The 24379-nt window shown below is 32.1% G+C and carries 21 protein-coding genes; 10 read left to right on the top strand and 11 right to left on the bottom strand.

Features of this window, described 5'->3' with window-relative positions:
• Positions 1-121 precede the first annotated feature (121 nt).
• Entirely contained in the window at positions 122-592 is a 471-nt protein-coding gene (locus tag BMY33_RS18450) for a GNAT family N-acetyltransferase (protein ID WP_091411296.1), read from the top strand.
• Here the strand turns inward: BMY33_RS18450 and BMY33_RS18445 are convergent.
• The 3 genes from BMY33_RS18445 to BMY33_RS18435 all read right to left on the bottom strand — a co-directional run bounded on the left by BMY33_RS18445 (position 589) and on the right by BMY33_RS18435 (position 4562).
• The gene (locus tag BMY33_RS18445) at positions 589-3084 is read right to left on the bottom strand and encodes a TonB-dependent receptor plug domain-containing protein (protein ID WP_091411295.1); all 2496 of its coding nucleotides are present in this window, start codon (positions 3082-3084) and stop codon (positions 589-591) included. The genes BMY33_RS18450 and BMY33_RS18445 overlap by 4 nt on opposite strands.
• On the bottom strand, positions 3081-3983 hold the full coding sequence (locus BMY33_RS18440; RefSeq protein WP_091411293.1) for a FecR family protein: 903 nt from the start codon (positions 3981-3983) through the stop codon (positions 3081-3083). The genes BMY33_RS18445 and BMY33_RS18440 overlap by 4 nt, the downstream gene beginning before the upstream one ends.
• Positions 3984-4046: 63 nt before the next feature.
• Positions 4047-4562 carry an RNA polymerase sigma factor gene (locus BMY33_RS18435; RefSeq protein WP_091411291.1) on the bottom strand — a complete coding sequence of 172 codons (516 nt, stop codon included), beginning with the start codon at positions 4560-4562 and terminating at the stop codon, positions 4047-4049.
• 78 nt (positions 4563-4640) lie between these two features.
• Here BMY33_RS18435 and BMY33_RS18430 point away from each other — a divergent pair, with 78 nt between their 5' ends.
• The 5 genes from BMY33_RS18430 (at position 4641) to BMY33_RS18410 (ending at position 11652) form a co-directional block, all read left to right on the top strand.
• Entirely contained in the window at positions 4641-5330 is a 690-nt protein-coding gene (locus BMY33_RS18430; protein ID WP_091411290.1) for a hypothetical protein, read from the top strand.
• Between the two features lie 134 nt (positions 5331-5464).
• Positions 5465-6835 (top strand): fasciclin domain-containing protein, encoded by a 1371-nt coding sequence (locus BMY33_RS18425; RefSeq protein WP_091411288.1) that lies wholly within the window; start codon positions 5465-5467, stop codon positions 6833-6835.
• 163 nt (positions 6836-6998) lie between these two features.
• Entirely contained in the window at positions 6999-9179 is a 2181-nt protein-coding gene (locus tag BMY33_RS18420; protein ID WP_091411286.1) for a fasciclin domain-containing protein, read from the top strand.
• 214 nt (positions 9180-9393) lie between these two features.
• On the top strand, positions 9394-10722 hold the full coding sequence (gene ffh, locus BMY33_RS18415) for a signal recognition particle protein (RefSeq protein WP_091411285.1): 1329 nt from the start codon (positions 9394-9396) through the stop codon (positions 10720-10722).
• A gap of 45 nt (positions 10723-10767) precedes the next feature.
• Entirely contained in the window at positions 10768-11652 is an 885-nt protein-coding gene (locus BMY33_RS18410; protein WP_091411283.1) for a bifunctional 5,10-methylenetetrahydrofolate dehydrogenase/5,10-methenyltetrahydrofolate cyclohydrolase, read from the top strand.
• Between the two features lie 341 nt (positions 11653-11993).
• Here the strand turns inward: BMY33_RS18410 and BMY33_RS18405 are convergent, their stop codons facing one another.
• The 3 genes from BMY33_RS18405 to rho form a co-directional block, all read right to left on the bottom strand.
• Positions 11994-13157, bottom strand: a complete 1164-nt coding sequence (locus BMY33_RS18405; protein ID WP_139195696.1) for an SH3 domain-containing protein — start codon at positions 13155-13157, stop codon at positions 11994-11996.
• A gap of 902 nt (positions 13158-14059) precedes the next feature.
• The gene (msrA, locus tag BMY33_RS18400; RefSeq protein WP_091411278.1) at positions 14060-14731 is read right to left on the bottom strand and encodes a peptide-methionine (S)-S-oxide reductase MsrA; all 672 of its coding nucleotides are present in this window, start codon (positions 14729-14731) and stop codon (positions 14060-14062) included.
• A gap of 174 nt (positions 14732-14905) precedes the next feature.
• The gene (gene rho / locus BMY33_RS18395; protein WP_091411276.1) at positions 14906-16576 is read right to left on the bottom strand and encodes a transcription termination factor Rho; all 1671 of its coding nucleotides are present in this window, start codon (positions 16574-16576) and stop codon (positions 14906-14908) included.
• A 200-nt stretch (positions 16577-16776) separates the two neighbouring features.
• Here rho and BMY33_RS18390 point away from each other — a divergent pair, with 200 nt between their 5' ends.
• Complete coding sequence (locus tag BMY33_RS18390) at positions 16777-17187, top strand: DUF4293 domain-containing protein (RefSeq protein WP_091411274.1); 411 nt, start codon at positions 16777-16779, stop codon at positions 17185-17187.
• Between the two features lie 57 nt (positions 17188-17244).
• Here the strand turns inward: BMY33_RS18390 and BMY33_RS18385 are convergent, their stop codons facing one another.
• Positions 17245-17739 carry a metallophosphoesterase family protein gene (locus BMY33_RS18385; RefSeq protein WP_091411272.1) on the bottom strand — a complete coding sequence of 165 codons (495 nt, stop codon included), beginning with the start codon at positions 17737-17739 and terminating at the stop codon, positions 17245-17247.
• A gap of 118 nt (positions 17740-17857) precedes the next feature.
• On the opposite strand from BMY33_RS18385, the gene truA reads away from it, so the two are divergent.
• The gene (gene truA, locus BMY33_RS18380; RefSeq protein ID WP_091411599.1) at positions 17858-18607 is read left to right on the top strand and encodes a tRNA pseudouridine(38-40) synthase TruA; all 750 of its coding nucleotides are present in this window, start codon (positions 17858-17860) and stop codon (positions 18605-18607) included.
• Entirely contained in the window at positions 18607-20373 is a 1767-nt protein-coding gene (locus BMY33_RS18375; protein ID WP_091411270.1) for an ABC transporter ATP-binding protein, read from the top strand. Before truA ends, BMY33_RS18375 begins: the two co-directional genes overlap by 1 nt.
• Here the strand turns inward: BMY33_RS18375 and BMY33_RS18370 are convergent.
• The 4 genes from BMY33_RS18370 to folP all read right to left on the bottom strand — a co-directional run bounded on the left by BMY33_RS18370 (position 20370) and on the right by folP (position 23667).
• Entirely contained in the window at positions 20370-21146 is a 777-nt protein-coding gene (locus BMY33_RS18370; RefSeq protein ID WP_091411268.1) for a DUF3667 domain-containing protein, read from the bottom strand. The genes BMY33_RS18375 and BMY33_RS18370 overlap by 4 nt on opposite strands.
• 38 nt (positions 21147-21184) lie before the next feature.
• Entirely contained in the window at positions 21185-21979 is a 795-nt protein-coding gene (locus BMY33_RS18365; protein WP_091411266.1) for a DUF3667 domain-containing protein, read from the bottom strand.
• Complete coding sequence (locus BMY33_RS18360; RefSeq protein ID WP_091411264.1) at positions 21979-22755, bottom strand: diadenylate cyclase; 777 nt, start codon at positions 22753-22755, stop codon at positions 21979-21981. Before BMY33_RS18360 ends, BMY33_RS18365 begins: the two co-directional genes overlap by 1 nt.
• 81 nt (positions 22756-22836) lie before the next feature.
• Positions 22837-23667: a dihydropteroate synthase gene (folP, locus tag BMY33_RS18355; protein WP_091411262.1), complete on the bottom strand. Its 831-nt coding sequence runs from the start codon at positions 23665-23667 to the stop codon at positions 22837-22839.
• A gap of 83 nt (positions 23668-23750) precedes the next feature.
• Here folP and BMY33_RS18350 point away from each other — a divergent pair, with 83 nt between their 5' ends.
• Entirely contained in the window at positions 23751-24293 is a 543-nt protein-coding gene (locus BMY33_RS18350; protein ID WP_091411260.1) for a DUF1599 domain-containing protein, read from the top strand.
• Positions 24294-24379 lie beyond the last annotated feature (86 nt).

The raw sequence follows: 24379 nt of genomic DNA, 5'->3' as shown, positions 1-24379 counted from the left end.
TATTTCTAGCTAGTTTTATGTTTTTTTTAACTAAAAATTTCATTCTTACATCATTTTTTTTATTTTTATAGGAAATGTTGTTTTACCCCATAACAAAAGAAGTGTTCTTCTGCCTTACTAAATGAATTATCAAATATCCAAAGCTACTGACAGTGACTTACCATTAATGCAACGACTATTTTATCAAACGGTTACTATTTATGGTGCCAAGATTTTTACCAAAGAAGAAGTGAAAATATTTTCTAGATTGGCATTAGACAAAAACCATTGGAAAACAAAGTTTGTTGATGACTATGTATATAATGCAAAACTTAATGGAGAGGTTATAGGTTCATTCTCCCTTAGTAAGAATGGTGAAATAGAATATATTTTTGTGCATCAGAATTATCAAGGCAGGGGTATAGCAAAAAAACTCTATCAGACGCTAGAGGAAGTAGCAAAGGATGCAAATATCTTAACACTAAGCACTCAGATTAATTCTAATACAAAGAGTTTTTTTAAAAAAAATGATTTTGAAATAATTAAAAATATAGAAAAAGTTGCAGGGGGAGAAGATGTAATTGGTTATAATGGTATAAAGAACCTTCGTTAAAAATTTAAACGTAGAACAACATTAGGAGTAATCCCTAAACCAAACTCTTGTACAGTTTCAATTTCAGTTTGATCTTTTATTGTAAAATATTGATTAAAAATATTCTCTTCATCTAAGAGGTTCCAAATAGAAAATCCTGCAAGTCCTTTTATGTTTTTTGTAATTTTAAAGGTGTAGGTAGAAGAAAGATCAATTCTCATATAATTATTTAATCTAGTGCTATTAGGATTTTGATAGTTTACGGCATCGTTTGCAATACTATTTATAGTATTAGGAAGTGTAGTTGGTTTTCCACTGTGCCAATTAATACCTGCGGATATTTTTAAGTCTTTATTATTATATGCAGCTGCAAAGTTTAAGTTGTGTTTAATATCGATGTTGTTAGCGAAATTAGATGGGGCCAAATTAGAAAAGGTGTATTCATTATCAGCATAAGAATAACTAAGCCAGGTGCTGAAGTTTTTGAACCTTTTATTAATCAAAAAATCGATACCCAGTACTGAATATGAACCGTGATCATTTATAAATTCGAATTGATTCTGAAATCCTTGACTTCTGGTAATAATCCCTTTTACGTCTTTATAATAAATATCGGTGGTTATAAGCCAATTATTATGATTGTAACTAAGGCCGACAGAAGCTTGTTTACTCTTTAAAATAGGAATGTTTTCATCATTAGATAAAACCCATCTTCTGTTTTCAATACCTAAAAAATCATTTTGGAGATCTATAACTTGTGAAGTTGTTTGGCTTTTAACTTCTCCTAAAACCTCTAAAGTAAAATGGTTATTAAATCTTTTATAAAAATTAATTCTTGGCTCAAGAATATAAGTATTAAACTTTTCTAAATAATTGAGACGACCTCCTAAATTGGCATAAATAGAACTGTTATGAGAATTATATTCTATTTCAGAAAATATGCTATGTGTGCGGATTACTTCTTTTGTAAGATCTCGGAATGTTGGATTGTTTAGCTCTTGTAAATACGATATGCCAGTTTCATTAAATTGATAACCATTTTTTAAGTTTATATTTAAATCAGTTTTAAGAATTGTGTTTAATTTTAAACCATTTTCTAAGACGTCATTTTTTTGCAAAAGTCTTTGGTTGTTAGGAATATCTGAATTATTTGTTTCAAGTGCGTAATTTGTTCCGTATAATAGTAATTCACTCTGAAAAAGTTTATTCCAATTTCTCTGGTAGAGAATACCTCCCACGATATTATTTTGTTTAGCACTACTTTCTCTAGAACTGTTAATTTGGTTATCCAATGAATTCTCTTGGAAAACAAGATTGTTTCGCATTAAAAGTGCATTGACTTTTATAAGATCTTTTGGAGATAATTGATATAGCCATCTCAAACTTATATCGTAGAAAGAAAATCGTTCTCCTGAATTATCGATACTTGATACTTCAGAATTCTGAAATGCTTTATCAAAATATTGGTTGTAAGTGGGGGTTTCTAAAATATCATTAATAGAATGCCTTATTGCTAATTGGATAGATGATTTTTTGCTGATAGGGGAATCTATATAAGTATCCGCACTAATTAAATTTAAGCCAATACTAGCATCTAATTCATTATTAATTTTGTTGGTAGTATTCATTGCGATTACGCTTGAAACTCCATCACCATATTTTGCACTAGAACCATTTTTATATACCTGTACATTTTTGATTAGATAAGGATTAAATGCAGAAATAAGTCCAAAAAAATGGCTGGATTGATACATTTTAATGCCGTCCCAAAGAATTAGGTTTTGATCATTAGTACCACCTCTTACATTAATATCCGAAACAGTTTCATTCACACTAAGAACACCAGGGAGCGCCTGTATTGTCTGTAATAAATCAGGTTCTGTAAGACCAGGTAATATTCCGAAGTTATTATAATCAATTTGAATAGAACCATCAAGCTGTTTGTCTATTCCTTTAATTAGATAGTCATTCAGAATGATTTCATTAATATATTCAAGTTGTTGTGTTAAGATTATTTTTTTGCAAGGCTTATTAAAGAAGTCAATCGCTGAAACCGTAATAGGTAGGTAGCCTAAATAACTGATTTTTATTTTTTCATTAGGTGAATTTACTTTAAGTACAAATTTACCTGACCTATTACTAATTGTAGCATTGCTTACTCCTAGGATAGATGCATCAGGTATAATTTGACTATTAACATCATATAAAACACCGCAAATCTCCGAAAATTCAAAACTGACGGCTACAGAATTGTTCTTTAATATGGTATAATCAAAAGGTGTGTTGTTTTCTAAATAGGTAATAGTTTCTTCAAACGTAACAGAGTTAGAAGGCTTGGTAATATATATACCTTCTAATTCCGTATTTATATAAGAAAAGTCATAACCGAATTTCTTCTGAATAGTGTTTAAAATAGTTATAAGAGAAGACTTATCTTTTTGAGTTTGAGAGTTTACCTTAAAAAGAAAAAATAATATTAATATAGTGGAAACGAGGATTTTGGGTTTAATCACTCTTTATATAACGTTACGGTTTTGTCATTAATTACATATTTCAATCGCATGGGAATCGTAATAGATTTTAGTGCAATTTCAATATCTGAATGTACAAAATTACCTGTAAAAAGAATAGCAGGATCTATATTTTTTGTTTCTAACGTAACCCCATATTGCCATTCTAATTCTTTAATAACTCTAGAAAATGGCGTTTTGAAAAAGTAACTTTTGTTATAATACCATTTAGGTTCCTTGTCCGCAACTGTTTTATCTTTAATTGTATTCGAGTTATATTCTAATGCGTCTCCTGCTCTCAAATATTTTATTTCATCTCCAATAGTGACACTAACAACTCCTTCATAACAAACTACTTCAAATAAATTTTCTCTTTGTTTGATATTAAATCTAGTGCCTATTACACTTATCAATCCAGATGGGGTATGGACATCAAACTTTTTACCTTTAGCTACTTTAAAATATGCTTCACCTTGTAATGAAACCTTACGTTCATTTTCCCAATTTTTCTTGTTGTACGTCAAAGTTGAAGTTGCATTCAATCGTACCATAGAACTATCAGGTAAATTAAAAGTTGATTTATCACTGATTGTTTTAATCGTAGTATCATAATCTTTAAAGAATGAAAAATATAGTCCAATCCCAATTACAAAGACTGCGGCAACACTTGTTAATATTTTTATATACGATTTATTTTGTGGCATCTTTTTTCTATTAGATAATACTTTAGTAAGGTTTTTTAGATTACTTGCAGTGTCGTAATCAGCAGCGCTAAATTTTTTGGCAGTTTCAGATATCTTTACATAAGAATCATAGACGTCTAATTTCTCAAACGCCTCTGATTCCTGCTTAGTGAGTTGATCATTGTTCAACCACTTATTAATAAGATCCTCCTTTTTCATAACAAGTTTCTTAATATTATAACAACTGATAGGATTAAATTCCTACCTTCATTTTTATTTTTTTTAAATTCCATCAATATCTTTTCTTAATTTCTCCAAAGCACCATAAATTCTTTTCTCCACAGCTTTTCTAGAAATCCCTAATAAATCTGCAATTTCTTTATGTTTTTTACCTTCCGTTCTGTTCATAAGAAATGCTACTCGTTGAGATTCTGTCAGATTAGAAAGTGCATTTTGGTATTTTATAAGATATTCTTTTTCCTCTAGAATGAATTGAGGACTTTCATTAGTGCTACTTTTTGTTTCTGTTAATTTATAGTTTAATTTTACTTTATCATGTTTTATTTGATTTAGAGTAAGATTATTAGCAACAGTGAACAAAAAACTTTTTGCTTTTTCTATTGAAACTTTATTACAATTATCCCATAGTTTTATAAAAGCTTCCTGAACTTGATCTTTAGGATTTATATGCGAACCGTATTTATAATAGATGAAGTCGTGAAGATTTTTAGAATGTTTCTTAAATAATTCTGAAAACAATCTTTCTTCACAAATATCTTTGAAGAGGGTTTTTGGCATTTTTAGTTTTTTTCAAAATTAAAAAAAAACTTAAGCTAGTGGGAATTTGAGTACTTAAATTGTTATAATAGTGAATAAATGAAGAAAAGTATTATGAAAAAAACGAGAAATTGTACAATCATCTTGTTGTTTAGTTTTGTTTTATTGACTATTTCTTGTCAAGAAGAAGAACGAGAACTTATTGACCCTACATTAGATAATACTATCCCTCAAGGTTCTCAGCTTGCTCAATTAATGAGGGGGATTGTTACTCATGATGGATCCTTTGATGATCTGGTCGATGGAGGTAATTGTTATAGCATAAATTTTCCTTATACCATACTTCGCAATGGTATAGATGAAATAGTTATTGATCAAATATCGGATTACGATCTATTAAGTGAATCAGATATTATACAGATTCAATTTCCAATTACAATTACAAAGGATGATCATATTGAAGAAATGATTGAAAGTGATTCGGAATTAGAAGTTTTGGCTAATAGTTGCGAGTTACAAGATGAGGATATAGAGTGTATTGATTTTGTATATCCTTTTAGATTTGCAACATATAATTCATCTAACAATATAATTAACACCGTTGAAGTAATTCATGATGCGCAGGTATATGGGTTTATGGATGATCTTGACGAAACTACATTAGTTGCCATCAATTATCCTCTAAGGTTATTACTGAGTGACGGAACAAGTATAGAAGTAACACATAATAATGAGTTGTTGTCCGAAATACTTACGTTTGAAACATCCTGTGATGAGAATGATGGATAATTTTTTGTTTATTGTTAATGTTAAAACGTTAAACAAAAAGTTAAAAAAATATTAAAATCATTTTTTGAGGTAGCACTTTTACTTTATCAGTTGTTTCATCAACGAACAATAAATTAAAAATAAAAACCAATAACATGAAAAATTTCTTCAAAAAAGCCTTTTTAGCATTATGTATTATTTCGATCGCTTCTTGTAGTGATGATGACGATACTACATTTATTCCCGATGCAATGACAATAGCTGATTTTGTTGCAGATAATGCTGATTATAGTTCTTTATTAGCAGCATTAGAAAGAACAAATTTAGATGTAACATTAAATGGAAACGGTACTTTTACCGTATTCGCACCCAATAATGCAGCGTTTACAGAGTTTTTAGGTGGAACTCCATTAGAGGATGTTCCAGTAGAAACACTAGAACAAATTTTATTAAATCACGTTTTAGGAACTACGCAAGCATCCACTAGTCTGACAACAGGTTATGTGAAAAATTTGGCTACAGAGTCCAATTCTAGTACTAATATCAGTATGTATATTAATACAACTAATGGTGTAGTAATTAATGGAGAAGCAACTGTAACAACTCCAGATATAATGACAGATAATGGTATTATTCATGCAGTTGATAAAGTAATTCCGTTACCGACTATGCTAACTTTTGTTACTGCTGATAGTAATTTTTCTTCTCTTGCTGGAGCTGCAACCACTTCTGGTTTTGATACAGATTTTGTAGCGGTTTTGAGTGGAGAAGACAGTAACTTAACATTATTGGCTCCTGATAATGATGCGTTTACTGCTTTAGGAGATATTTCTGGATTATCAACGGCTGCGTTGGAACAAGTATTGTTAAATCATGTAATCGCTGGAACTAATATTTCTACTTCCCTTACTACCAGTTATAATAACACACTAGCTACTTACGGAGATACAATGGATAACTTAAGTATTTACATTAACACTGATAGCGGGGTTTCTTTCAATGGCATATCTGAAGTTAGCGAAGCAGATATTGTGGCCTCTAATGGAGTGATTCATAAGGTGAACGCTGTAATTACTTTACCAACAGTTGTTACTTTTGCCACAGCTGATGCAACTTTTAGTAACCTTGTTGCTGCCCTTACTAGAGATGATCAATTAGATGAAAATTATGTAGCTACCTTAAGTACGGAAAATGGAACATCTCCGGCACCTTTTACTGTATTTGCTCCTACAGATGATGCTTTTGCAAGTCTCTTAACTGAACTTGGAGCAGCCTCGTTGGCAGATATAGCAGAAGCAACATTAACAGCTACATTGAATCTTCACGTGGTAGCAGAAGCAAATGTTAGAGAAGAAAATTTAATGACAGGTACGGTAACAACACTTGGAGGAGATATTACTGCAGATGCAACAAATGCAACATTAACAGATGCTAATGATAGAGTAAGTAATATTATTGTTACCAATGTCCAAGCTGCGAATGGTGTGATCCACGCAATTGATAAAGTAATTCTTCCTGAACTATAATAAATAAATTGGGCTGCAATAGATTAAGAAATATAATCTCTTTCGCCTAGATAATAATTCCCCCGAAAGGGCATTTAGATATTGAATCCCCCTATTAATTCAGGACTAAATGCCCTTTTTTCTTACACATATCTTAAGTATTAACTAATTTAAATTAAAACTCATGAAAACGCTAATCAAAAGATTAACGGTGCCATTTTTGTGCCTTTTTTTAACGAATTTTATTATCTCTTGTCAAAATGATAATAATGAATTAGACCCTGAAAACCCTGAACAAATTGAATTCGAAGAGTCAAAGATTATAAGCTTTGATGAAGTTGAAGAAATGACTCAGAATATTATTGATGGTGAGCTGTTAGAGCCAGTGAATGAAGATGGAGCCTTTGGTAGCTCGAAGGATTCTAGGCTTGATATTAGTAGAGAACGAAGAGTATACGATTTTTCCGCTACAGTAAATAGTGGATCAGGAGCAGGTACCGATATTACTGGAAAACTTCGATTAAATTTCACCTTGTATCATGCAAGTTTTACAATTGTTAGAGGAAACTTAGTGTTGCCCGATGGAACTAAAGCTAGAACTAGAGGAGCTATCATAAGTGATGGAATCGTCTATTTGATAATCAATCCTCCAGGTAGGAATTTGATTTTTGGAATTGGAAGAGTAGATGAAAATGGTGATTTGCAAGGACATTTTAGAATTTTTGGTAATGGAATAGGACTTGGAGATTGGAATGCCGAATTGGTTAAAACTATTTTTCCTGATAAAACTGTCGTAGATTTAATTGTTGAAGATGAAAGATTTACATCTTTAGTAGGAGCATTACAAGCAACTGATTTAGTAGCTCCTTTGTCTGGAGAAGGACCATTTACAGTTTTTGCTCCTACAGATGAAGCTTTCGCAGCTTTGGATGAGGTTCCCGAGTTAGAAGTATTGAAACAAGTTTTGTTATATCATGTAGCAAGCGGAAGATTTAATACACCAAGATTGTTGAGAGAGGAAATGATAGAAACATTACAAGGCGAAGATATCAAAGTGAGTCTTGATGAGAATAATGAAATTGTCATTAATGATATGGTTAAGTTGCTTTCAGCAAATATTGGAGGTTCTAATGGAGTAATCCAAATTATAGATGCAGTGCTAATACCACCATCTTTTCAGCCATTACCATCCATAGTTGAAATAGCTGTTGCAACCCCAGAACTTTCTACATTGGTAGGAGCATTACAAGCAGCTGATTTAGTAGAAACTCTAAGTGGTGAAGGTCCTTTTACAGTATTTGCTCCTACAAATGATGCATTTGCTGCTTTGGATGCTATCCCTAGTGGAGATGCATTAACTGAAGTGCTTTTATACCATGTTGCAGCTGGTAAATTTACAGCAGAAGATTTGATAGCAGGTCAGACAGTCACTACAGTTCAAGGAGATGAGGTAACTGTAGAAATGATTGATGGCGAAGTTTTATTAAATGGTTCTATAAAAGTGTTAATAGCGGATATTGAAGCATCTAATGGTATTGTTCACGTAATTGATGGAGTTTTGCTTCCACCTGCCGATTTACAATCAATTGTTGAGATAGCTGTTGCAACCCCAGAGCTTTCTACATTGGTAGGGGCATTACAAGCAGCTGATTTAGTAGAAACTTTAAATGGAGAAGGTCCTTTTACAGTATTTGCTCCTACAAATGATGCATTTGCTGCTTTGGATGCTATCCCTGGTGGAGACGCATTAAAAGAAGTGCTTTTATACCATGTTGCAGTTGGTAAATTTACAGCAGAAGATTTGATAGCAGGTCAGACAGTCACTACAGTTCAAGGAGATGAGGTAACTGTAGAAATGATTGATGGCGAAGTTTTATTAAATGGTTCTATAAAAGTATTGTTAGCCGATATTGAAGCATCTAATGGTATTGTTCACGTAATTGATGGGGTTTTGCTTCCACCTGCCGATTTACAATCAATTGTTGAGATAGCGGTTGGAACTCCAGAGCTTTCTACATTGGTAGGAGCATTACAAGCAGCTGATTTAGTAGAAACTTTAAATGGAGAAGGTCCTTTTACAGTATTTGCTCCTACAAACGATGCATTTGCTGCTTTGGATGCTATACCCGGTGGAAACGCATTAACAGAAGTACTCCTATATCATGTGGCTTCAGGGAAATTTACAGCGGATGATTTATTAGCTGGTCAAACAGTTACAACTGTTCAGGGAGATGAGATAACTATTGAAATGATTGACGGGCAAGTATTTATAAATGAAATTATTAGAGTGGATATTGCAAATATTGAAGCATCTAATGGTATCATTCATGTAATTAATGGGGTATTAATACCTCCATCACTATAACGGACATCGATTTGAATTAGCCAAGATTATGATGTCTAAAAAAGCTATTAGTAAGATAATGTATGCTCTTTCTAATAGCTTTTTTATTTAAAATAAATTTCTCTTACAATATTTAGAATTCTGTCTTAGCCATTCTTTATTAATACACTTCAAATCATTAAATTTGCACTTATCTGCTAAAAAAGCAGATTTTTTCAAAACCTGAAGAAAGCATATGTTTGATAATTTAAGTGATAAGTTAGATAAAGCGTTACATATTCTAAAAGGCCATGGCCAGATTACTGAAGTAAATGTCGCTGAGACACTTAAGGAAGTTCGTAGAGCATTAGTTGATGCCGATGTTAATTATAAAATTGCTAAAGATTTTACGGCTACTGTAAAAGAAAAAGCATTAGGTCAAAATGTACTTAAGAGTCTTAAGCCTGGTCAATTAATGGTTAAACTTGTAAAAGACGAGTTAACAGAATTGATGGGTGGAGAGGTTGCTGGAGTTAATTTATCTGGGAACCCTTCAGTTGTACTAATGTCAGGACTACAGGGTTCGGGTAAAACTACTTTTTCTGGAAAATTAGCAAACTTTCTAAAGAATAAAAAGACTAAAAAACCTCTATTAGTAGCTTGTGATGTTTATAGACCTGCTGCGATAGATCAGTTGCACGTAGTTGGAGAGCAAATTAGCGTTGAAGTTTTTAGTGATAGAGGAAATAATGATCCGGTTGCTATTGCTAAGGCAGGTGTTGCTCATGCTAAAGCGAATGGATTTAATGTAGTTATTATAGATACAGCCGGTCGTTTAGCAGTTGATGAGGTAATGATGACTGAGATAGCCAATATCCATAAGGCAGTTACTCCGAGTGAAACATTATTTGTTGTAGATTCTATGACAGGTCAGGATGCGGTTAATACTGCTAAGGCATTTAACGATGTGTTGAATTTTGACGGTGTTATTCTAACTAAATTAGATGGAGATACTAGAGGTGGAGCTGCAATATCTATAAAATCTGTTGTCAATAAACCAATAAAATTTATTGGTACTGGAGAGAAGATGGAAGCGATTGACGTTTTCTATCCATCTCGTATGGCGGATCGTATTTTGGGAATGGGAGATGTAGTATCCCTTGTGGAGAGAGCTCAGGAACAGTTTGATGAAGAAGAAGCACGAAAATTACAGAAAAAAATTGCCAAAAATCAATTTGGTTTTGATGACTTCTTAAAGCAAATTCAGCAGGTTAAGAAGATGGGTAATATGAAGGATTTAGTGGGGATGATTCCTGGAGCTGGTAAAATGATGAAGAACGTAGATATAGATGATGATGCTTTTAAACATATAGAAGCGATAATTCATTCTATGACACCCGCAGAGCGCACAAAACCGCAAATTATAAATGCAAGTCGAAAAAAGCGTATTGGTAAAGGATCTGGTACTTCGGTGCAGCAGGTTAATCAATTGCTTAAACAATTTGATCAGATGAGCAAGATGATGAAAATGATGCAAGGTGGCGGTGGAAAGCGTATGATGCAAATGATGGGTAAAATGAAATAAATTTGTATTACTAATATATAATAAAAAATAGAGTAGGGGCTCAATATGGAAGTTTTAGACGGAAAAAAAGTAAGTAACGACATTAAAAATGAAATCGCTGACGAGGTTCAAAAAATGAAAGATCGTGGCGAGAAAGTTCCACACCTAGCAGCTGTATTAGTTGGTAATGATGGAGCAAGTCTTACTTATGTTGGTAGTAAAGTAAAAGCGTGCGAAAGAATAGGTTTCGAATCTACCTTGGTAAAAATGCCAAGTACTACCAGCGAAGTTGAGCTGTTAGCTAAAATTAAAGAGTTGAACGAAGATTCTAATATTGATGGATTTATAGTTCAATTACCCTTACCTCCACAAATTGATACCCAAAAAGTTTTATTGGCTGTGGATCCAGATAAGGATGTAGATGGGTTTCATCCAATGAATTTTGGAAAAATGGCTTTGGATATGTCTACCTTTATTCCTGCAACACCATTTGGGATTTTAGAGCTTTTAGAGCGGTATAATGTTGATACAAAGGGGAAACATACTGTAGTTATAGGAAGAAGTCATATAGTTGGTAGACCAATGAGTATTTTGATGGGTAGAAAAGGGTGGCCAGGTAACTCTACAGTAACATTAACGCATAGCCATACAAAAAATATTACGCAAATTATTTCTCAAGCTGATATCGTTATATCCGCTTTGGGTGTACCTAATTTTCTTAAAGCTGAAATGGTAAAAGATGATGCGGTTATTATTGATGTTGGTATTACTAGAGTAGTTGATGACTCTAGAGAAAGGGGATATAGGATTGTAGGAGATGTAGATTTTGAAAATGTTAGTAAGAAAGCTTCATTTATTACACCAGTTCCAGGTGGAGTTGGTCCAATGACGATTGCTATGCTTCTTAAAAATACATTACTTGCTAGAGAGAGACATCGCAATAATGGCTAGGTTTCATCTCTATTTTGTAAGTGAAATTTAATTTATAGTATAATCATATATATATTGAAGCCTTGGACTAAAATCCAAGGTTTTTTTGTTGTATAACTGATGTGTTAGGTGTGTATGTGTGAGTTGATGCTTTTATTTGTGGAGAAATGTTTTTCTAAAGCAAAAAAAGCGGGATCTATTTTATCTACTTTGTACTTGGAGTTGAGTGAATATGCTTGATGATTCTTTGGTTAGTATAAATACAACAAAAGCGCCTTGAATAAGGCGCTTTTATTATTTTACATTTATTATTGGTGATAATAAAATATGTATTTTGTTTATTTTAATAGTTTACTTTTCTATTAAAAAGAGTTGAATGCACCAGAATCAATATTGTCTTGATCCTCTACATCATTGTATAATGTTCCATTAGCTTGAAGGTCTAAAGAAAGACTATAAGATGGTACATTAATTCCTTCATCAGTCTTGATTGTGTTAAAATCTAAGATATCTTGTCCTTTTTCATACAAAGCATTTTTAGTAAAAGTACCTTGTTTCTTTCCGTTCTTACTAGGAGATTCTTTCCATTCTTTTCCGTAAGCGATAACACAGTAGTATTCTCCTTCAGGAATATTTCTAATGAACTGAGTTTGATTACTGTTGATGTATACAATTCTAATTGTTTCATCATCATTAGCAGTTTTACCCATTTTCACAAGCTTAACTACAACTTCAGTGTTTTTACCCACTTCTACTTTTAAGTAATTATCTAACTTATATTCAAATTTCCCTTTGAAGTTAAATGACTTAGGAGTAGCACCTGATTTATAAGTCTTCTTTTCCCAACTAGAGTATTTATTTTCTCTTGTTACCTTTGTTGGAGCAGCAGCAGTTCTTGAGGTACTTGCATTACTGCCACCAGAAGCCGTTTTTGACTCTATTGGTGTGTATGCGGTTTCTGTGCTACCTAATGTTCTTCTGTTAGCTGCTTCCACTGCTTTTTGAGTTTCAGCTAATTCAGCTAATCTTCTTCTTTCTGCAGCGGTCTGATTTTGTTTCGCAGCAGCAGCAGCAGCTTCTGCAGCAGCAGCATCAGCTTCAGCTTGTCTTGTTAATCTTTCTGCCTCAGCAATTGCTTTTCTTGCAGCCTCAGCAGCAGCAATTTTTGCTTGTTCAGCTTTCCTGATAGCTTCTTCAGCAGCAAGTCTAGCAGCGTTTCTTCTAGCTTCAGCAGCTTTTGCAGCTCTTTCAGCTTCTGCAATACTACTATCTTCTGCTAGTAATTTTGTTAGTACAAAACCGTTTCCGTTTTTGTATTGAACTGTACTCCAGTCTCCATAACCAGAACTAATAACATATACTTGTGTTCCTTGTGGGATTTCACCGATAATATCAAAGTTAGCTCCTGGTCCAGTTCTTAGTTCTAATTTGGCGGTGGACATTAAATAACGATCCAGCGACTTTATTTGAGCGAAAGTCGAGGAAGTCATCACCAATAGCAAAATAAATGTAAAAATTGATTTCATAATCTTTCTGTGTTTACATAATTAAAATTCAAAAATAAAGCAGATTAGGGTTCTTTAATCTAAGATGTTAATCTTTAGTTGCTTTTTTTATACTCTTTTAAATAATTTTTAAAAGTTATTGTTCAAAATGTCGTTCTCAAAAAACATGCCAAACTATTTCTGTTGACGTTTTTAAATTATTAACAAAAGTTTATTTATTGTTAAGAATTCAGATTTTTAAAGAACTTTTTTTAAGCTTAATTCGTTGTTTTTCAGCTTTTTAAACATGTTTTCCTTGAGTACAAGTTTAAACTTATTTATTAATCAGCTGAGTTGAAAACTCTTAAACTATAAACAAAAGTAAGTTATTAATATGAAAAACACAACTTGTTTCGACTTTATTTGTATAAAAATCTACTTTTTTTTTAATCAATTTGTGTTTTTCAACGATTATTTTGTGTATTACAACTGATTTACACTGTGTTTATTGGGCTTTAAGTCGGTGTGAATTTTTTAAGTTGTAATGGATTTAAATTTGGCATTTTGTCAAGACTAAATTTTTATTGTAACCTCTTATTTTTCACAATACTTTAACATTTTTAATTATGCATGCATAGTATTTTTTTAATCTTTCAATAGATTGCTTCTTACAAGTTCTTGTATATTCTTTTGATATTAAGGTGTTTATATTTTTTGTGTTTTCTGTATTTTTTGAAAATAGGAATATTTGCTTAAGTGTTTTGTGGAGTGTTTTTTTCTTAAAATAAGTTAGATATTTAAGATAAGGTTCTCTTTTTTTTCTTGAGTTTTGAGTGTGGTTTTTACTTCCGTCAGAAATAGCTGACCGTTTTTTTAGTGTAAGATTATATTGAGAATATGATTATTATTTGAGAGAATCTGTTCGTGGGTATCGAGAAAACGATTTAGTGATTGTTTTTGATTAGTTCAGGGAATTTTTTCTGAAAACGCTTTAATCTTGGGATTGATACATTTTGAATATATCTGTTATAAGGGTTTCTTTTTTCGTAATCTTGATGATAGTCTTCTGCTTTCCAGAATTTTTGAAATGGAGTTACCTCTGCAGCAATTCTTCTGTTTAAACTTTTACTAAGAAAATCTTTCTTTTTTAGAATAATGTTTTTTTGATTTTCATTTTGATAAAATATAATAGATCTGTATTGTGACCCTTGATCAGGTCCTTGTCCATTTATTTGTGTAGGGTTTTGTGATCCGAAATATACGTCAACTAATGAGGCAAAGGAGATTGTTTTCGGATCGTATAAAACTTCTACCGCTTCTGCGTGACCTGTACGACCTGTATTGCTTGATTCATAGGTTGGGTTTTCTGTGTGGCCTCCCGAGTATCCAGAGATTACTTCTTGCACTCCTGTTACACTCTCATATACAGCTTCTACACACCAAAAACAACCACTGGCAAAATATGCTCGTTCCATTCCGTTAATTGGTTCAGTCTGGATTGGAGTTATATTTTGGTTTTGGGAGGTTTCGTTTTTTTTGTTGTTAGTTTGACTATTTCCTTGACAACTTGTTAGTGAAATAAGAATGATAAGTAAGCTGTATATAATGGTTTTCATAAAAAAAGTTTTTTTGTAGTAGTCTTTGTTTGTTGTTAAACCTTTCACGGTGTGGTTTTTATTTCAAAATTACTTAGATATTATAAAGACGATTCTTAAAAAAACTTTAAATAACAAAAAGGCTGTCATTTTTTTGACAGCCTTTTTGTTAGTCCTTATATATAAGGTGTTTGGTTATCCGTTCATAGAAATCAAGAATTCATCATTATTTCTTGTTTGTTTGAAACGTTCGTTGATAAACTCCATAGCTTCAACAGGATTCATATCTGCTAGGTATTTTCTCATTACCCACATTCTTTGTATTGTGTTTTCGTCCAATAAGATATCATCACGACGTGTACTTGAAGATGTAAGGTCGATTGCAGGGAAAATTCTACGATTGGATATTTTACGATCTAATTGTAATTCCATGTTACCTGTTCCTTTGAACTCTTCAAAAATAACTTCGTCCATCTTAGAGCCGGTTTCTGTTAAGGCTGTAGCGATAATAGTAAGGGATCCTCCATTTTCTATATTACGTGCTGCTCCAAAGAAACGTTTTGGTTTGTGTAATGCATTTGCATCAACACCACCACTAAGAATTTTACCAGAAGCAGGTTGTACGGTGTTGTATGCTCTTGCTAGACGGGTAATAGAGTCTAGTAATATTACTACATCATGACCGCATTCTACTAATCTTTTTGCTTTTTCTAAAACTATATTGGCTATTTTAACGTGCTCATGAGCTTCTTTGTCAAATGTGGAAGCAATAACTTCTCCTCGAACATTACGTTGCATATCCGTAACCTCTTCAGGACGTTCGTCAATTAAGAGGATCATTTGGTATACTTCGGGATGATTAGCGGCGATTGCGTTTGCTACATCCTTAAGTAACATTGTCTTTCCTGTTTTTGGTTGAGACACAATCATACCACGTTGTCCTTTACCGATAGGAGAAAACAAGTCCATTATTCTTGTGGATATAGTGCTTTGTCTTTCTGCTAACTTAAATTTTTCTTGAGGGAAAAGTGGTGTAAGGTGTTCAAAAGAAACCCTGTCTCTTACTACTTGGGGATCTAGACCGTTGATCTTATTTACTTTTATTAAAGGAAAATATTTTTCTCCTTCTTTTGGAGGTCTTACTTGTCCAAGAACTGTATCTCCTGTTTTAAGTCCAAATAATCTTATTTGCGATTGTGAAACATATATGTCATCAGGAGAAGAAAGGTAATTATAGTCACTTGATCTTAAAAATCCATAACCATCTTGCATGATGTCAAGTACTCCTTCACTTTGGATAATTGCATCAAATTCGTAATCAGGTTCTTTGTATCGATTTCTATTGTCTCTGTTTCCGTTATCCCTGTTTCCGTTATTATCTTTTTTATTGTTGTTATTACGGTTTTTGTTCTGGGGTTTATCGTTGTTTCTATTACGATTTTCTTTTCTATCGTCCTTACGATCCTCTTTTTTGTCCTCTTGCTTTTTTTGAGGTCTCTTATTTTCTTTGACCTCTTTTACAGGTTGAGTATTCTCCTTTGGTTCTTGTTTGGCAGGGTTGCTTTTTTCTGCAGGAGGATTTGTGTCTTTTTTAGCCTGAGGGTTTTGAGTGTTAGTTGTTTTGCGCGGTCTTCTTTGTCTTGGCGCTTGTTTTGACTGAGGTTTTTCAGTTTTCTTTTCTGTCTTAGCAGAAGAATCTTCTATAATAACCTCTTTCACCTTGTTAGGGTTTGCAGCTTGGTAATCAAGTATTTGGTATACCAAGTCTAATTTTTTCATGGTGCGAAATTTAGGTACGTTTAAACTTTTCGCAATTTCCTGTAGCTCAGGAAGCTTTTTCGCTTTTAATTCAGAAATCTCTAACATTTAAATTTGTTATATAATTTAAGGTTCTGGTATTAAATTTTCTAAAGAAGAATTCTAGGAAAATTTTATTTTGAAGGTAAGTAACCTAAATAGAATGGGTTACATAAATTGTGATGCAAGTATACGACTTTATTTTTGATTTTTACATATAATTATAAAAAGAAACTCCTATTTTTGCTTTTCCAAAAGAACAAGGGGGAATGATACAAAGAATCCAATCAATTTATTTGTTTTTAGTAGTTTTGATATCCGGTGGTTTATCTAATGTACTGCCATATGGACTTAATCAAAATGGAGACGATTTATTGCCTCAAGATAATTTTTTGGTTTTGGGAATGTTCAGTGGATCCGCTATCTTGGCTTTAGTGAGTATTTTTTTGTTTAAAAATAGACAGCTTCAATTCGTTTTGGGGCGTATCAATATCTTATTAAACTTTATTTTACTAGGAGTATTTGTTTATTGGTCACTAACATTATCTGGAGAAACTTTGGTTTCGGAGAAAGGTATTGGGATGTTGATTCCTGTTATTTCTATCGTTTTATTAGTTATAGCCAATAAGGCTATAAAAAAGGATGAAAATCTCGTAAAATCTGTAGATCGATTACGATAAACCTAAAATCTTAGTAGTATTAGTGCGTTAAGACCCGGAGTATGCCAACTTCGGGTCTTATTTTTTACCAAGTTCAATTACTTCTAAGTTTTCTATTTTTCCTTTACTTAATGTAAATCTTAGCATTGTTCTTACTTTGTGAAATCCATGTTTTCCTGCAGCTCCTGGATTCATATGTAATACATTATTATTTTTATCAGGAATTACTTTTAAAATATGTGAATGTCCACAAATAAATAATTGTGGGGGATTAGTTTTTATTTCCTCGATCGTGTTGCGATTATATTTTGGAGGATATCCTCCTATGTGAGTAATCCAGACAGAAACTTCTTCGCAAGAGAACCGTTGGTGCAAAGGAAAACAAACTCTAGCTTTATCATCATCTATGTTGCCATATACAGCACGAAGTGGTTTAATTGCTTCGATTTTATCAGTAACTTTTAAATCACCAATGTCTCCAGCATGCCAAACTTCGTCTGCTTCATGGACGTAATGTAAAATACGATCGTCAATATAACTATGTGTGTCGCTTAGTAAAAGTATTTTTTTCAAATTATTGAATAAGAAAGATTTATAATGTAATAAATAAACCGAAGTGATACTGTATAATTCATCTCTATATTATAAAGTATATTTGCGATTAAATTTAGAACAAAAATATAATAAAGCTTTGAGATATTTTTTAGAACTTTCATATAATGGAACACCTTATCATGGATGGCAACGACAGCCTAATGCAATTTCCGTACAAGAAGTTTTGGAAGATTCCTTGTCATTATTGTTAAAATCTAAAATAGATGTAGTAGGAGCTGGTAGAACAGATGCAGGAGTTCATGCAAAACAAATAATGGCTCATTTTGATAGTGAATGCGAGGTGGATGCCACTCAATTTAAATATAAGCTTAATTCTCTTCTTCCAAAAGAAATTGCGGTAAAAAAAGTGAGTTTGGTGAGGGATGATGCTCATGCTAGATTTGATGCTGTAAGCAGGTCTTATGAGTATTTTGTAACGTTGTTTAAAGATCCTTTTAGTATAAATAGTTCATATTACCTTAAGAAAGAATTGGATTTAGATCTGATGAATAAAGCTGCTAAATTACTGTTAAACTACACGAGTTTTAAATGTTTTAGTAAGTCTAAAACCGATGTAAAAACGTATAATTGTAATATTACCAATGCTAATTGGGAAATAAATGGTGACAAGCTAATTTTTAAAATTTCTGCTAACCGTTTCTTAAGAAACATGGTCAGAGCTATTGTGGGAACTTTAATAGAAATAGGAGAACATAAATTAGATTTAGAAGATTTAAAAAAAATAATTAAAAGTGAAAATAGGAGTGAAGCTGGGTATTCTGTGCCAGCTCATGGTTTATATTTAACAGAAGTACAATACCCAAAAACTATATATCTTACAAAGTAATGGCTGAAAAAAGCGGAAAGGCATTTGATTTTAAATTGTTTAGAAGGTTGATTAGCTATACTAATCCCTATCGGTTCACATTTTATTTTGTGGCTTTGTCTGCTATACTATTATCAGCTTTTGCTGTATTGAGACCACTTTTGTTACAAAAAACCATAGATGAGAGTTTTATACCTAAGGATGAAAAACTGATAGTGTTTTATATCAGTTTAATACTTGGAGTATTATTGTTAGAAGTTATTTTTCAATTTCTATTTATATATTTTGCTAATTGGCTAGGTCAAGAAGTAATTAGGGATGTAAGAGTTAAGCTTTTTGATCATATGTTGGGTTTTAAAAAACAATATTATGATCAATCCGCAGTGGGTAGATTGGTAACTAGAGCAGTGAGCGATATAGAAACAATCGCTAGTATTTTTAGTCAAGGACTTTTTATGATCATAAGTGATTTGTTAAAAATGGTAGTTATTCTCTGTTTTATGCTCTATTATAGTTGGCAACTAACTTTGATTGTTTTGGCAGTACTGCCTTTTATAGTTTTTGCTACTAGGGTTTTTCAAAAAAAAATGAAAACTGCTTTTGAAGAAGTAAGAACTCAGGTTTCTAATTTAAATTCTTTTGTTCAGGAGCGTATAACAGGAATGAAGATTGTTCAGCTTTTTACTAGGGAGGAGATAGAATATGCTAGTTTTAAGGAGATAAATGAAAAGCATAAAAAAGGGTGGATAAAAACTGTTTGGTATAATTCTATATTTTTTCCCATTGCAGAAATGTCAAGTTCTATAACCATAGGTTTAATAGTTTGGTATGGAGGGTTAAGAGCCGCGCAAGGTGATGTGATTACATTAGGTGTTGTAATTGCGTTTATCGAGTTGTCTCAGATGCTTTTTAGGCCATTGCGACAGATTGCAGATAAGTTTAATACTTTGCAAATGGGGATGGTTGCAGCGAATCGAGTATTTGCAGTGTTGGATACTCATTCTAAGATAAATGATTCAGGGAAAATAGAACTTCAAAATATACAAGGAAATATTGATTTTGAGGATGTTCTTTTTAGTTATATAGAAGGAGAAGAAGTGTTAAAAGGAATTTCATTTTCTGTTAATGCGGGAGAAACAGTTGCTATTGTAGGAGCTACTGGTGCAGGAAAATCAACAATTATTAATTTGCTTAACAGGTTTTACGAAATTAATGGAGGAATTATCTCTATTGACAAGAAACGAATTGATACCATTGACCTAAAATCTTTAAGAAGTCATATTGCAGTGGTATTGCAGGATGTGTTTTTGTTTGCAGATACTATTTTTAATAATATAACTCTTAATGATCCTACTATAACAGAAGATCAAGTTGTGAAGGCAGCTAGAGAAATTGGAATTCATGATTTTATATGCAGCCTTCCTGGAGGCTATCATTATAATGTAAAAGAAAGAGGAGTAATGCTCTCTTCTGGGCAAAGGCAATTAATATCTTTTCTTAGAGCTTATGTGTCTAATCCTGGTATTTTAGTCCTAGATGAAGCTACGTCTTCTGTAGATTCTCATAGTGAGCAACTTATCCAAGATGCTACTGATAAAATTACGGAAGGAAGAACTTCTATTGTAATAGCACATCGATTGGCAACCATTAAAAATGCTGATAAAATTATAGTTATGGATAGCGGTAAGATTGTAGAACAAGGAAACCATAATGAGCTGTTGGAGGTTGAAAACGGTTACTACAAAAATCTTTATGATGTGCAGTTTGCAGAAGTTCGAGATGTTTAATTGAGAAATCCGTATTCTTTAAGAAATTTAGTAGATAGAGCCATAACTACTACTAAACCGATAATGATTAACAGAGCTAGTAGTAATCCGATAAACCCTCTTATAATGACTCTTATATAACTAATGTTGTAAAGATTTTTGAACAAAAATGTAGCGTAAATAGCTTGAATTGCTAAGAAAACAAAACTACTTTCTTCTATGTAATCACCAAAACCAAACGAAATTATATAAGGGATAAAAGTTAATATTGTAAGGTGTGCTATTAGATAGGTGTTTATTACGATATGTTCTGTGAAATTATATTTTCTATATTTTCTAAAAATAAATCGAGATATAAGTGAGTAAAAAGGTATGAATAAAAAATAACCAAGTGTTGGGTATTTTTCCATTACTTCAATAAAAAACTTTAAAGCTTCTGATTGATCATCTAATTTTTCAGATTCTGACGCGATATTAAAAGCTTTTTCCTTTAAGAAGGTTAATATAGTCGATAATGTAAGTGATAATAAGAAGTAAGAAGGTAAATTAAGGTGTTTTTTTCTAACACCATTAATATAATCATCAATAACAATGTGCGGTTTTATGGTAAGATCTCTAATAGTTTTTATAAAAGTGTTATCTACATTAAGATAAACTTCGCTTATTTCTGTAAGTAAGTTTTTAAATGTAATACGTTTCGTGATTTTTTTAGCACCACAGTTAGAGCAGAAATTAACATCTTTTATATTGTCACCACAATTTTTACAATTATTAATTGTAACAGTCTTATCCATTATATACTGAGATTTTTTTGAAAATATTAATTAAACAATTAAATAGAAGAGGTTGCTTCTCCGTTCATAACACCTGTTTTCATCATTATAATTGCTACAATGATACTGAAAATCACAAATAAAACTGCCATTATTATTGAAAACAACAAGGTCTTGAGTAGTATTTTCTTTATGCTTATTTCATATAGTTTTTTAAGTACGTACGCACTATAAATAATGGAGACGGGGAACTGAATCCATAGAATTAAGGATAGGTTTTTTACTGTTAGAATTAGTGGTAAAGTGATAAAACTTATGACCATAGTAATATGTGAGTATGCATATAAATAGATCACAAAATGCTCAGTAAGATTGTATTTTTTATAGTTTAGAAATACAAGTCTTGATATCAGGGCTAAAACCGGAATGGTTAAAAATGATATCAAAGATTGATATTCAAAAGAAAAATCCGAAGCTACTTTTGAGGCTTTAATTTGGTTTGCATCTGTAAATACATTTGAGAAAATCACATCTTTGTACTTAGCAAGAATAAAACTATATAAACTTGCTATAGTAAGAGAAATAGCAAAGTAGCTGAAAACATTTACATATCTTTTTCTAAGACCATTAATGAATCCGTCAATTACAATATTCGGTTTTGTAAATAAGTGTATAAATGTTCTTATAAATGAATTGTCAAGATTAAGAAAACGATCACTAAATTCTTGAGTCAAGTTTTTAAATGTGATGCGTTTGGTTATTTTTTTAGCTCCGCAATCAGGACAAAATGAATAGTGATCAATCTGAAAACCACAGTTTTTACAATGGTTTATATTAGTAAGATGTTTGCTCATTATTGTAAATCCCTTGTTATTTTTTCAATCAATTCTTCCGGAGTTTTGAAAATTACAAACTCTCCATTTCTTATATATGAGATCTGACCAGTTTCTTCACTTACAATTAATGCTAGCGCATCTGTTTTTTCTGTAATTCCAATAGCTGCGCGATGTCTTAGTCCAAAACGTAAAGGAATATTTCTGTCATTAGTTACGGGAAGAATCACTCGTGTAGCAACAATTCTATTGTCTTCGATAATCATAGCTCCATCGTGTAAAGGGCTATTTTTATAAAAAATGCTTTCTATTATTGGTGTTTTTACCAAAATATCAAGTTCGTCTCCAGATGTTTTTACAAAATCTAACGATGTATTTCGCTTAATTACTATTAATGCACCAGTGAATGTATCCCCCATTTTTGTACACGCTTTAACAATAGCAGCAACATCAGTGAGGCTATCTTCAGGAGTATCTCTAATAAATTTTAGCTGTCTGAGGAATTTTCTTCTCCTCCCAAAATTTGTGGATCCAATCATTAAAAGAAACTTTCTTATCTCTTGTTGGAAAACAACAATTAAAGCAAACATTCCTACGCCGATAAATTCACCTAACACACTACTTAACATTTCCATAGCTAGAAACTGAGTAAGTTTCCAGACTAGATAAATCATTACGATACCTATAAAAATGTTAATTGCTGCTGTTCCTTTAACCAACTTATAGATGTAGTATAGCAAGAGTGCTACAAGTACGATATCTAAGACATCTAATATTCTAAGGTTGATTAAATCCAAATGTGGTCTTTTTGTAAAAATAGAAAAATTAGCGAAACTCTGATTTGAAAAGCTTGAAAAAGCATCTTTTTAAATAAAACTTTAGGCCTGCCCTTTATATCTGTGGAAGAGAGTAACGCATTCCATCGCCTCTTTTACATCGTGTACTCTTAAAATCGAAGCACCTTTTAGTAAAGCAATAGTGTTTAAGGAGGTTGTTCCATTCAAAGATTCAGAAGGGTTAATGTTTAGTGATTTGTAAATCATAGATTTTCGTGAAATTCCAGCTAAAATTGGATATTCTTGAATATTTAATAAATCTAACTTGTTTAGTAGCTCAAAATTTTGATCGATGTTTTTGGCAAAACCAAAACCAGGATCAATGATGAGATCATTAATACCTTCTTTTATAGCTTCAATTATTTTTTGGGAAAAATAAAGCTGTATATCCTCTATTAAATTATCATATTGATTTAAAGATTTCATGGTTTGCGGAGTACCTTTCATATGCATCATTATATAGGGTACTTTGAGAGCTCCGACAATTTTAATCATCTCTTTGTCTAAACTACCTGCGGAAATATCATTAATAATTGCAGCTCCAGCTTCAATACATTGTTTTGCAATCTTGCTTCTAAAAGTGTCAATAGACAGAATAGTATTAGGGAACTTAGAAAGAATTAATGTGACTATAGGTAAAATTCTATTTTCTTCTTCTTCGATTGAGATATGATCAGCACCTGGTCTTGAGGAATATGCTCCAAGATCGATAAAGGTTGCTCCTTCTTGAAGCATTTTTTCGGTTTGATATAAAATCTGTGATTCGTCTTTATACTTGCCTCCATCATAAAAAGAATCTGGTGTTAGATTTAAGATACCCATTACTTTTGGGGTAGAGAGATCGATTAAAGAGCCTTTGCAATTAATAGTCATAGAAGAGTTTATACTATATTTTTAATGTTTATTTGGTATAATTGCCATATTAAAGCGAAATTTACGCAAAATTCAACATTAATATGCAAGATACGTCTACACAATATGACGCGGTAATTAAGAAATGTCGTGATCTATTCATTAATAAAATGAAAGATTATGGAAGTGCATGGAGAATCCTTAGGTTGCCATCTCTTACGGATCAGATTTTTATAAAAGCGCAACGCATTAGAGGATTGCAAGAGAATGCGGAGAGAAAAGTAGATGAAGGTGAAGTTTCTGAGTTTATTGGTATTATAAATTATAGTCTAATGGCCTTAATACAATTGGAAAAAGGAATTGCGGAACAGCCTGATTTGTCTACAGATGCGGCTACAAAATTGTATGATAACCATATTGATATTACGAAAACGCTAATGATGAACAAAAATCATGATTATGGAGAGGCTTGGCGTGATATGAGAGTAAGTTCATTGACGGATTTGATTATTCAAAAACTGTTAAGAGTAAAGCAAATCGAAGATAATAAAGGAAAGACGTTGGTAAGTGAAGGGATTGATGCTAATTATCAGGATATGGTTAATTATGCAGTTTTCGCTATGATACATCTAGGTGAAGCCAAATGATTTCTGATTTTATAAAATACTGTTAAACTAAAAGTAACAAGATGTAAACCTATTATCTTGTTCAAAATAAATAATAATTACCATTC

The sequence above is a fragment of the Aquimarina amphilecti genome (genome assembly GCF_900109375.1).
Classification (GTDB): Bacteria; Bacteroidota; Bacteroidia; order Flavobacteriales; family Flavobacteriaceae; genus Aquimarina; species Aquimarina amphilecti.
This window is presented reverse-complemented; position numbering and strand designations above follow the sequence as displayed.